Origin of the sequence: Aeoliella sp. (assembly GCF_965227375.1) — a bacterium.
Lineage (GTDB): Bacteria > Planctomycetota > Planctomycetia > Pirellulales > Lacipirellulaceae > Aeoliella.
This window is the reverse complement of sequence record NZ_CBDDFX010000002.1, coordinates 3503854-3514898: the sequence shown is the minus strand read 5'-3', so window position 1 is coordinate 3514898 and position 11045 is coordinate 3503854. Positions and strand designations below refer to the sequence as shown.

At 56.6% G+C, this 11045-nt stretch carries 6 protein-coding genes and 1 other RNA gene; 5 read left to right on the top strand and 2 right to left on the bottom strand.

The genetic code is table 11. From position 1 onward, the window contains the following. The first annotated feature begins 151 nt into the window (after nucleotides 1-151). The 3 genes from ACQK2L_RS26875 (at nucleotide 152) to ACQK2L_RS26865 (ending at nucleotide 7112) form a co-directional block, all read left to right on the top strand. On the top strand, nucleotides 152-1225 hold the full coding sequence (locus ACQK2L_RS26875) for a DUF1559 domain-containing protein (RefSeq protein ID WP_425400134.1): 1074 nt from the start codon (nucleotides 152-154) through the stop codon (nucleotides 1223-1225). 77 nt (nucleotides 1226-1302) lie between these two features. Further along, nucleotides 1303-5370, top strand: a complete 4068-nt coding sequence (locus ACQK2L_RS26870) for an NPCBM/NEW2 domain-containing protein (RefSeq protein WP_425400133.1) — start codon at nucleotides 1303-1305, stop codon at nucleotides 5368-5370. A gap of 77 nt (nucleotides 5371-5447) precedes the next feature. After that, nucleotides 5448-7112 (top strand): hypothetical protein, encoded by a 1665-nt coding sequence (locus ACQK2L_RS26865; protein ID WP_425400132.1) that lies wholly within the window; start codon nucleotides 5448-5450, stop codon nucleotides 7110-7112. Between the two features lie 534 nt (nucleotides 7113-7646). On the opposite strand, the gene ACQK2L_RS26860 is transcribed toward ACQK2L_RS26865, so the two are convergent. Together ACQK2L_RS26860 and ACQK2L_RS26855 are read right to left on the bottom strand one after the other, a co-directional pair. Then, complete coding sequence (locus ACQK2L_RS26860) at nucleotides 7647-8009, bottom strand: HTH domain-containing protein (RefSeq protein WP_425400131.1); 363 nt, start codon at nucleotides 8007-8009, stop codon at nucleotides 7647-7649. Nucleotides 8010-8037: 28 nt separating this feature from the next. Next, nucleotides 8038-8103, bottom strand: an RNA gene (locus tag ACQK2L_RS26855) — hammerhead ribozyme type II. A 142-nt stretch (nucleotides 8104-8245) separates the two neighbouring features. Between ACQK2L_RS26855 and ACQK2L_RS26850 the strand changes: the two genes are divergently transcribed. Further along, nucleotides 8246-9931, top strand: coding sequence for an acyl-CoA dehydrogenase family protein (locus ACQK2L_RS26850; protein ID WP_425400130.1), 1686 nt, complete (start codon nucleotides 8246-8248; stop codon nucleotides 9929-9931). A gap of 723 nt (nucleotides 9932-10654) precedes the next feature. Beyond that, entirely contained in the window at nucleotides 10655-11026 is a 372-nt protein-coding gene (locus ACQK2L_RS26845; RefSeq protein WP_425400129.1) for a hypothetical protein, read from the top strand. Nucleotides 11027-11045 lie beyond the last annotated feature (19 nt).

The window sequence follows — 11045 nt, the reverse complement described above, 5'->3', positions numbered from 1 at the left end:
CCGCCACAGGTCGCAGTTTCTGGCAGTTTCTTCGCCACGAATGCCTTGTGGAAGGACATTCTCATCGGAGCAATTGGTTTGGAATGCGTCGGGAGTGCCTGGGCCTTTTGGTCGCAGGCTCGCCGGCGATGCATATAGGGAGATTGTCAGTATGAACTGGATAGCAGAGCGAGATAGAGTTGCGTTGCACGAAAGGAGCAGTCCGCGCCTCGGTTTCACTTTGGTCGAACTGCTGGTGGTGATCGCCATCATCGGCGTACTAGTGGCTCTGCTCTTGCCGGCCGTACAAGCGGCCCGCGAGGCGGCACGCCGCACCAAGTGCAAGAACCAGCTCAAGCAGTTGGCCCTTGGGTCACTCAATCACCACGACGTGATGAAGCACTTTCAGACGGGTGGTTGGGGTTGGTACTGGGTCGGGGACCCCGATCGCGGCTTTGGTCCTGATCAGCCCGGCGGATGGGTGTACAACACGCTGCCATTTATGGAGCAGGCGCCTTTGCACGATACGGGCGCTGATGGCGATCCAGCGGTGCTATCGCGAGATCAGCGAGTGGGTGCCCAGTACGTAGTGACGACGCCGATCGACTTCATGAACTGCCCGTCGCGTCGCGCCGCCCGTACCTATACACTCGGTACGAATGAAGGGGGATCGAATGGTCTGTTCAACGCGTTGACTCCTAACGAAGCGGGTCGATCGGACTACGCAATGTGCGCAGGTGTCGCATTCAACGAGTTTCCTAATCCCTACGGCCAAGGACCTACCAACTATACCGAGGCGCTCACTCACAACTGGCCGTCGAATCGCCTTCCCTACGAGCCCTATATGGTTGGCATATCGTACGAACGGAGCAAGGTTCCCATGCGTCGCATCAGTGATGGGACGTCGAACACCTACATGATTGGCGAGCGGTACATCCCCGTGGAGCATTACGAGGATGGAAGGTGGGGAGCCGACAACGAAACGTGGTGCACCGGGTTTAACAATGACAACTATCGCGTCACGGGTCGCCTTCAAGGGGGCAACATCGTGGCGCTGGTGCCAGCCAAAGACACCGAACCCGACAACGACGGGGGTGGCCGATTCGGTTCGGCGCACCCGGCGGTGTGGCTGATGGCTTTCTGTGATGGCAGTGTCCATTCGTTGCCATTTGACATTGACTGGCAGGTCCATCGTGATCTGGGCAACCGAGAAGATGGCAACGTGATCGATGTGAGCGGTCTGTAAGAGTTGGAACAGAGAATATGGGCAGTCATCACAGCGGGGGGCATCGTCTTGGCATCGAGCGTCTTGAGGATCGCTGCATGCTTGCCAACGTTCCCGTCGGGTTCACCGAGTCTGTCCTGGCAAGCGAACTGACTAGCCCAACCACGTTCGACATCGAGGAGAACGGCCGGATTTGGCTTGCCTTTCAAGACGGCCGCATCGAAGTGATCGAGCCGGGAGAATCGGGTACGTCGTTCGCCTATCAACTCGACGCCGATGGCTCGGCGGAGCACGGCTTGCAAGGCATCGAACTCGATCCAGATTTCGAGACCAACCATTACCTTTATGTCTACTACACGGCCGATTCCCCTGAGCCGCACAACCGTCTGAGCCGATTGACCGTCGATCCGACGACGGAGAATACAATCTTGGCGGGAAGCGAAGTTCCTCTGCTCGAACTTCCCAACTTGTCCGACTACGGAAATCCTCCCTGGCACATTGGCGGCGCGATTCACTTCGACGATGAGGGATACCTCTACGTTCAAATCGGCGAGTCGCAACAAGCGGAGCAATCGCAAGACCTCGAGTCGCCGTTGGGAAAGGTGTTTCGCATCGACGCCGATGGGGACATTCCCACCGACAACCCCTACTACGATGAAGCTGATGGAATCACGTGGAAGGACTACATTTGGGCCTCAGGGCTCCGGAATCCTTTTGCGGGGGACTTGGACCCCGTGACCGGCCGGTACTTGATTGCCGACGTAGGAGGGGGATCGTGGGAGGAGATCAACGACGCCACCGAGCCGGGGCTGAACTTCGGCTGGCCGCTTACAGAAGGCAACTTCAACACGAGCCAGTTCCCCGACTTCACTGAACCGCTCTATGCCTATAGCCACGCGAATGGATGCGCGATTACGGGACTAGCGTTCAACAACGGTGGCCTCAGTCCATTCCCATCGCAGTACCAGGGAATGGTCTTCTTCTCCGAGTTCTGTGGCGGTCAGATTCGGATCATCGATCCGGACAACCCCGCTGAGTCGGACACGGCCGCCGTTTTCGCGACGGACGCCGGCTATCCAATGAACATTGAATTCGGGCCCGACGGCGCACTCTACTACATTTCCCGCGGCGCCGGCGCGGGTGGTGCGCCTGGGATAGGCACGGGGAGCGTCCGGCGCATCGCCTATTCGGCTGATGTTCCCCCTGCGGTCGTTACGCACCCCCAAAGCAAGTTGGTGTCGGCTGGCTACGATGCGCAGTTCCAAGTGAGCGCTGCGGGCACTTCGCCGCTTACCTATCAATGGCAGGTTTCTACCGGTGGCAGCTATTCGGATATTCAGGGTGCGCACGAAGCCACGCTGCTGCTGGAAGACGTCCAGCTAAGCGACTCGGGGAACGAATACCGAGTCTTGGTGAGCAACTTGCTTGGCAACGTCGTCAGTTCGGCAGCCACACTGAGCGTCACAAGCGACGTTCCGCCCACTCCACACATTACGCTCCCGGTCGCTGGAGCGACGTATCGCGCTGGGGATACGATCAGCTTCGAAGGGCTCGGCGCCGGTGGCGAAGACGGGACGCTGGGCCCATCTGCGCTCACTTGGCGAGTCGACTTCCATCACAACGTGCACTCCCATCCGTTGATTCCACCGACCACGGGCATTTCGAACGGAAGCTTCACCGTCCCTACTGCTACGGAAACCGACAACGACGTCTGGTACCGAATCAACCTGACCGCGACGGATTCGGCAGGGCTGAGCACATCGACCTTCATCGACGTGTTGCCGGAAAAGTCTGACTTCGTCGTTGAGACTAATCTGCCAGGCGGTGCCGGCAATCTGTTGATTGATGGACAGGTCGTAGAGAGGCCGTTCGCGGACACCGGAGTCGAAAACGTCGAGCGAACGCTATCGGCGCCGCTGTATCAAACCGTCAATGGCCAGACGGCCTACTTCACTCAATGGCTCGATGGCACCACCTCGCCGGATCGGACTGTCTTCACACCCGAAGACGACACAGCCTACGTCGCCTTGTACCAGACCTTCGACGAATCGTATGTGTACGTCAGCGATCTCACGCCAGCAGCGCCGGTGGTTAACGGCTGGGGTCCAATCGAATTGGATCGGAGCAATGGAGAGGATGCAGCGGGCGACGGAGGACCTCTCACCCTGAACGGCGTGACTTATAGCAAGGGACTGGGCGTGCACGCCTATTCGGAAATCACCTACGACCTCAACGGTCAGTACGCCCGGTTCATCTCCGACATCGGTGTGGACGATGAGGTGAATCAGGGCTCGGTCGTGTTTCGTGTGCTTGGCGACGGGATCGAACTCTACAACAGTGGCACGATGACAGGAGCCTCCGCCACCAAGACCGCCGACGTCGTGGTGAGCGGTGTCGCCGAGTTGCAACTGATTGTGGAAGACGGGGGGGATGGCGTGGGATTCGACCACGCCGACTGGGCCGGAGCAAGGCTGGCTCTGGCCGCCAGCGAACCCGTGGTGAACATCAACTTCCAACTAGATACCGCCGCGACTCCAGCAGGATATCTGGCAGATTCAGGTCAACTATATGGAAACCAAGGGAATGGATGGAACTACGGATGGTCGTCGGACCACACCGACGTTAGTCGCGACCGCGACCTCAATCCCAACCAGTTGCTCGACACCTTGCTCCATTTTCACGCCGGTGGAGAATGGGAAATTGAGATTCCCAACGGCGAATATCTGGTGACGGCAAGCGTAGGGGACGCAGGGTTCGTTAGTGACCACACGTTGAATGTGGAAGGGCAGAACTACTGGAACAACGAGCACCTGGAGCCTAACGAGTTCGCGGTAGCAACCCACTTGGTGGTTGTGCTCGACGGTCACCTGACCCTCGATTCGGGCAACGCAGGGGACAAGCAGACCCGCATCAACTATCTCCAGATCTCCACTCCGCTCGACTCGGGACAATTGCTTCCGTTTACCGTCAGCGACATCGATTTGAATGGAAAGCTCGACCTACAAGACCTTGTCGCGTTCGGGAGCGGCTGGGGCGTTGATGGAAGTGGCGACACGCTCGAAGAACGAGTCCGCCAAGGGGATCTCGATTTCGACGGCGACACCGATCTGGATGACTGGAATCTCCTGAATGCACAGTGGCTAGCTCAGAACAATGGACCGGTAGCTCTGGATGCGGTGCTCAATCCAACACCTGGCGATTACAACCGAAATGGCTGGGTCACCACCGCCGATTACCTTGTCTGGAAGCAGGGCATCGGCGCGGCTGGAACCCAGGCGGCAGATGGCAATGGGGACGGTGTGGTCGATCTGGCCGACTATACTGTCTGGCGGAACTCGCTTGGCAGCAGTAACGGGGAGACGCCGTTCCTGAACAACCTGGTCTTGTTTGTCGATCCCCAATCCGGGGAAGGAACTCTAAAGAACGATACCGAACAAACTATTGAACTCCTCGGCTACTCGATTGGCTCAACCGGCGACGCGTTGCTGCCCGGCGAAGGCGATTGGAATAGCCTCGCCGATCAGATGGCCGCCGACTGGTTTGAAGCAGCACCGACCGCGAGTTATCTCTCTGAACTCAGCATCGACATGCCGTTCAGCTTCGCACCGGGAGAGACCATTGGGCTTGGTCACTTGTTCGACACGTCGAAGCCGCTCTCGGGCTTGTCGTTGGAGTTCGCGCAAGCAAGCATGACGGAAGAGGAACCGGGCATCGCCGTGTTTGGTGAAGTGCTTCCCGTGATGGCATTGTCTACTTCACTCAGTCTCTCGAGCCCCGCTGCGATCGCTGGCGCGAGTTCTTCCGCGCCGTCGGCGGAGTCCACTGCGAGCAAACCCGCACCTACAGTAGCAATAGTCGCCCAGGCTTCTGAACGCCAGAGTGCTTTCGTTCGCGCAGCTTTCGAATCTGCAGCGAACCAACAAGAGATCACATACGCCAATGAGAAGGTGCGACGGGGTGGGGTGAGTTCCCACACCACCCGAGCAGAAGCTCTACTCTTGCTTTCCGAGCACGGCTATTCGCGAAGTCGTGACGCAGCTCCTTCCGGGGCGATTGAACACGACGAGAGCCATGAACGCGGACAATCACCAAAACTGCGATCACTTCGAGAGGGAACGCTGCATGCTGCGTTTGCAGATTGGAACGTTTGTGGTAATAAACTGTGAGCTAACGTCCACCAACGTCCGTATTGCAAATCACACTTCCGTCTGGCATACCTAACGCCGATTTCAGGATCCACCGAATGCTGCAAGAGAGACCAACCTTCGCTATCGCCCTGTTCCTGCTTCTACCGGCCGCAACGCCGGTCGGGGCCGGTGAGCCTTTAGACGCGGAGTCTGCGCCTCGCATCGTCAACATCGTAAACTTCATTCGCTTGCTTGAACCTCGCAGCGAAGAGATCACCGAGGAGCGACTGTTTCGCACGGTGCAGCGGCAGGCTGAGTTGATGCAACAGCACAATCTGCCGGGGACGTTCTTGCTGCAGTACGATGCCTTGATGGACCCCCGGTATCAGGAGTTTCTCAAGTCGCTGCCGACCGAACAGTTTGAGATTGGCGGTTGGTGGGAACTACCTCAACCGCTAGTCGAGAAGGCGGGACTTCCCTGGCGTGGTCGTTATGCGTGGGACTGGCATGCAAACGTTGGATTTGCGTCGGGCTACACTCCTGCAGAGCGGGAGAAATTAGTCGATGTGTACATGGCCGACTTTCATTCTATCTTCGGCGATTACCCCAAGTCGGTTGCTTCCTGGTTCATCGACGCGCACACACTCCGCTATATGCACGAGAAGTACGGTGTCGTGGCTAGCGCCAACTGCAAAGATCAAGTTGGCACCGACGGATACACTCTTTGGGGTGGTTACTGGAATCAGGCGTACTATCCAAGCAAGCGGAACGCATACATGCCGGCCCAGACGGAAGATGGGCAGATTCCCGTGCCTATCTTCCGCATGCTCGGCAGCGATCCACTTCGCCAGTACGACACCGGCGTAGGCAGCGGCGCCCAAGGGGTCATCTCGCTCGAGCCGGTCTACGGCGATAGTGGCGGCGGTCGCCAATGGGTGGATTGGTACATGAAGAACCTGGTGGAAGGCGAGTGCCTGGCGTTCAACTACGCCCAAGCAGGCCAAGAGAACTCTTTCACTTGGCGGTCGATGCGAAGAGGTCTGCAGTATCAGTTCCCGTTAATCGCACAGCTACGAGACAAGGGCGAGCTGCGAGTGGAAACCTTGGCTAGCTCCGGTGAGTGGTTTCGTCAGAAGTTTGCAACCACGCCGGCTACCTCCATGGCCTATCTCTCCCCATTGGACAACGATAACCGTCAGACTGTTTGGTTCAACAGCCGTTTCTATCGTGCCAATCTGATCTGGGAGGATGAGCATCTGCGCGTGCGAGATATCCATCTGTTCGACGAGTCTGTCGCGTCGCCGATACTGGCGGACAAAGTTGACAAGCCTGCGGTTGAGTTCTTCACGCTACCAGTAGTAGACGGATTCCGTTGGAGCTCACGGGAAACGCGAGCTGGCCTGATTTTCAAAGCCGAGGTTGATGGAAAAGTGGTTGTCTTGAGTGGTAGAAGCCCACGGGTTTTCAAGAGTATGCCCGACACTTTGAGCATTGAGTGGCCGCTCACAAATGTTGATGGTCGACTCTCCATTGTGCTTGATGAGAAGTCAATGTCAGTGTCAACTGACAGAACAGAGCTGCGCTGGTGGCTTGAGTTAGAAACAGCCGATCGGAACGGTCTTCCCCTCAAGCGGATCACACAAACGGCTCTGTCGTATGAGTTTCAAGGGACAAGCTATCAAGTGGGCCTAGGGCAAGGAGCTATCGAAGAAGAGGATAAGCGGTTGTGCATATGGCCGTCCCGCCAGGGCGTTACGCTCAATCTCGCGACAGGAAGGTAGATGGTCACTGTCGATCGAGACCCACGGTTTCATTCCTGACTTTCAAAGCTCGAAGCGCTACTGTCACATGCGCCGAGAGAAGGCGTGGTTTGCTCCACAGGCACACCATGACTATGTCCCAACCATTGGACTCCATAACGCAAGTTAGGAAGTTCGAGAATTGATGCCCCTGGTGCGCGATGCTTCTAAGGCTGGTCGCTAACCTGCGTCGGCCCGACACACGCCCGACACGCTGACGCCACCGGCATGATGAACGTTGCACGCACAGGAGGGCGTGTCCTGAGCACCTTGCAGGTTGTTCGGGACGTGCGTCGACCCGACACGCCAAGGCACTTTCGCTCGCATCGAGCCACTGGCAGATGCATCGCCCGACAGCATTATCGATTCCGCCTCCGGCGCAGCGGTCGTTTTCACCGCGAGCGGATTGAGACACTAGGTGGGCGGCCAGATACCCCGGCATCCAAATGAGGCACGTCTACGAGAAAACCCCGCCAGAGAGCGGGGTGAAAAGTCGTCGATTCTGAATCCCGCTAGCTACTTGGCCAGCGCAAACTTCCCCCACTCCGCCTTCTTGAACCGAGATTCCTTCCCCTTCCGATTGATCTCCCGCAGAATCGCTGAGTAGAGCGTCCGGTCCGGCGTCTGGCCACCGGGCGAGGTCCACAGCTTCTTGGCTGCCATCGCCTCGATCATCTCCTTGGTCGTCATGGGCTCCTTCGAGCCGCCGAGTACCTTGGCCGCGGCGTCCAGGGCGCTCAGTTTCTTGGAGGTCTTCTTCAGGGTCTTCGTGGGAGCCGTTTTCTTCTTGTTCGTTTTCCGAGCCGTAGCTTGCTTCTTGCCAACGCCCTTTGATCGACCGGTGCTCCGCGAACGCGTGGTGGTCTTCTTCTTTGCCATAGTATTTCTCCAAAAACCGAGGTTGAGTAACTGGCTGCCATCGTCAGGCCCACGGTGCCACCCCCGGACGACGCCCAGAGTAGGCGTTTCGACTTTAGTACGCCACCTCCCACGCCCGCCTCGTTCGCGACGCGCACTCAAGCGATTCGCCTACCATAGTGATTCAAAGTGAGCTTGATGAACTCATTGCTCCAGATGGGGGCGGAGCGTGTCCAATTTCCGCAGCCCTAATTGCGATGCAAACGATTCGATCCGTGGCTGGACATTCCTTAGAGCAACATCCGCATCGCTACGCGTTGCGGCTTTTCCAAGAGCAGCCCGAACTAAAGGAAGGTCGAATCACGAACCAACGTTTCGTCGATTTGGTAAGAAGAGTGACTAAGGAGCTGGAGGGGTTCGATGTTCACATGCGAACGATCTCTGCAGCAAACAGTGATCATGCGACCGAAGGTTCCTACTGGTCGGGTGAAACAGGTCCTGACTTAACCATTAACCCAGGTGAGCTGAAGATTCTCTCATATACGCATACTACATCTACCGGCAAAGTTCGCGGGCGACACTTCGTACTACTGAGGAAAATCGAAGGGCGACAGATACGCGTACTCGATCCATCACGCCCTTTTAAGGACTATCAGTATGCCATCGAAACGAAGGGGAATTTGGCGGAGCCAAGAAAGCGACTGTTCTTAGATAATCTCGCCAGTAATGATGAGGACGAACCTACATTCGAGCTGAATACCATATTCAATGTAAAACTCTCTCCATCTGGTGGAGCTAATGCCCCTCGGCGACCACTGACGGTTGATCAGGTTAAGACTCAAATTGATCTATTGGCCGAAGCGCTGCAGGTGGAGGACAAGCTAACGTCACCAAGGGCGTGGAGGCGGAGGGGGGCGGCATTTGGACTTCCCGGACTTGACCTTCCCAAGGAAGTTGGCGGCAGCGATTGGACGGCTGAGCAGATGCTCGAAGTGTTTCGTCACGCTGGGCGTTACAATTTAAACTTGCGTGATGTCGTTGGCGGAGCTCACGGCAGGCCTGTCGCGAAGATGAATTCTAATCTTGCCACGGCGGCATTAGACGAGCTAGTCAAAGGCAGGGCCTATTTCGCTGTCGCAATCACTGAAGAGGGTGCCGGAACGCACACCGAGAATATTCAGAGCCGAGCAATCAGAGATGGAGAGGGCGTTCGACTGACGGGATCGAAGCTATGGAATGCTCGACTTCGACAAGCCACTCATGTGGTCCTCTACACGAAGGCGGCGCAGGGGGGAGGGAAACAGACAGCATTCCTGCTACCTATCGATCACCCGGGCTTAGAGATCTTAGACCGCTACGCTCATGGTCTAACAGGTAATTCCTTTGGAGGGCTCACGTTTGACAGCATGTATGTCGGACCAGATCATCTGATCGGAAGTGATGGAGATGGTGGTGATCTCTTTGAGGAACACTTTCTGTATTGGCGGCTAATGCAGTCTGCCGCCGCCATTGGCTGTGGCGAGCGGGCCTCGGAGATTATGGCTGAGCGTATCCGTGAGCGGCACGTATTTGACGCACCTATTGGTCGCTTCTCACATTTGCAGCAACCCATCGGTGAGCAACTGACGAAGTTGCGAATGGCTTTGGCTCTCTCCCGTGAAGCTGCGAGACTCTACGATGCCGGCAACTACGACGCAGCGGAATCATTGGTCGCCGGCATTAAGGCGGAAGGAGTAGAGACTGCGTTGGCCGCCTGCGACGCAGCGATGAGAGCTCACGGCGCTCTTGGCTACAGCCGTGATGTTGATCTGGGTGATCGCGTCCGAGACCTCATGGGCCTCCGGATAGCTGATGGGACTACTGATGTTATGAGGATGCTGGTCGTTCGTGAAGCATACGGCTACGACCTGTGGCAGATGGCGGTTGAAGGACAAGAACTATAATGGCATCCGACTCGATGATTCAGAGAAATAGGTAGGACTCTAAGGCGATCGCACCGGCACATTTCCCCAGCCTGGCGTCAATGTCACCGATTGAAGGACCCAGTTCCACCCAATTCGCTTGAACAGCAGTGCGTTCTACCACGGACACCTTCGCAGAAAATCGCGTCAGGGGGACTACTCCCTACTGGCTAAACTTTTGAGGATAGTATCGTAATGAATGCGTGCCCCATGCGAATCGAACATCGAGAGTAATTCATGAAGAAACTCGGCGCACCTTTCAGCCCATTTGTCTCGCAAACTTGAAGTCTACAGTTCTCCGATATCACCGCAGTTGTCGGTCAAGGGAGAGGCATGCAATTTATGCGGCCAAACTACCTACCGCTGCCTCAACCACCTTTGGTAGGTCGCCAAAATCGTTGACGGTGGCAGCGATCCCAAATAGTTTCCGAGTATACTGCTCAATAACCCCCGCAACATACCGCTAGACTCCGAGAAACAACGCACTCGTCTGCAATGGTTGCATTTCGGGAATGAGTGGCGTAAAGTGTTGGGAAACGTAGAGGACAACGCTTAGAGGATGCCACTTCGGTGCCGGATTCGGGACGCTGAGGTCGAAGGTTCAAATCCTTTCAGCCCGACTTGTTCTAAGTTCTTTGCCGATAAGCCCTTCGAGGCGACCCTCCAATGGTTGGAGGTGCGGCCGACCAAACACAAAGGTAGCCAATGGCTACCTTCAACAAGTTTTGGAGGTACCGCACCGATGCCAAAAACTCGATCTCGGCCCCCTCGTATTACTGCCAGAAGCAGACCGGACGCCCCGATTGTGCTTACGTGAAGGTCAATGGCAAACGCGTCATGCTTGGCAACTATGGCTTTCCTGACAGCTACGAGAAGTACGCTGAGGCCATCTCTGGGAATAGGCCCAAGGCCCCTGACGACAAGAAGGTGAATCCAAACAAAGCCGATAAGCCCAAGGCTGTACAGCGCACAGTCGGCAGCAACATGAAATCGGAGCCAATTGATCCCTCCATGCTTGAGAATGTGCGTGAGATACTGCGGGCACGTAGGTTTGAGGGTTACCAAAAAGCAAGATAGCCCGACGACGAAGAATCAA

Excerpts from the sequence above, each read along its gene's own strand:
- ACQK2L_RS26875 (WP_425400134.1), top strand. The coding sequence starts at position 152 with ATGAACTGGATAGCAGAGCGAGATAGAGTTGCGTTGCACGAAAGGAGC.
- ACQK2L_RS26870 (WP_425400133.1), top strand. The coding sequence starts at position 1,303 with ATGCTTGCCAACGTTCCCGTCGGGTTCACCGAGTCTGTCCTGGCAAGC.
- ACQK2L_RS26865 (WP_425400132.1), top strand. The coding sequence starts at position 5,448 with ATGCTGCAAGAGAGACCAACCTTCGCTATCGCCCTGTTCCTGCTTCTA.
- ACQK2L_RS26860 (WP_425400131.1), bottom strand. The coding sequence starts at position 8,009 with ATGGCAAAGAAGAAGACCACCACGCGTTCGCGGAGCACCGGTCGATCA.
- ACQK2L_RS26850 (WP_425400130.1), top strand. The coding sequence starts at position 8,246 with ATGCAAACGATTCGATCCGTGGCTGGACATTCCTTAGAGCAACATCCG.
- ACQK2L_RS26845 (WP_425400129.1), top strand. The coding sequence starts at position 10,655 with ATGGCTACCTTCAACAAGTTTTGGAGGTACCGCACCGATGCCAAAAAC.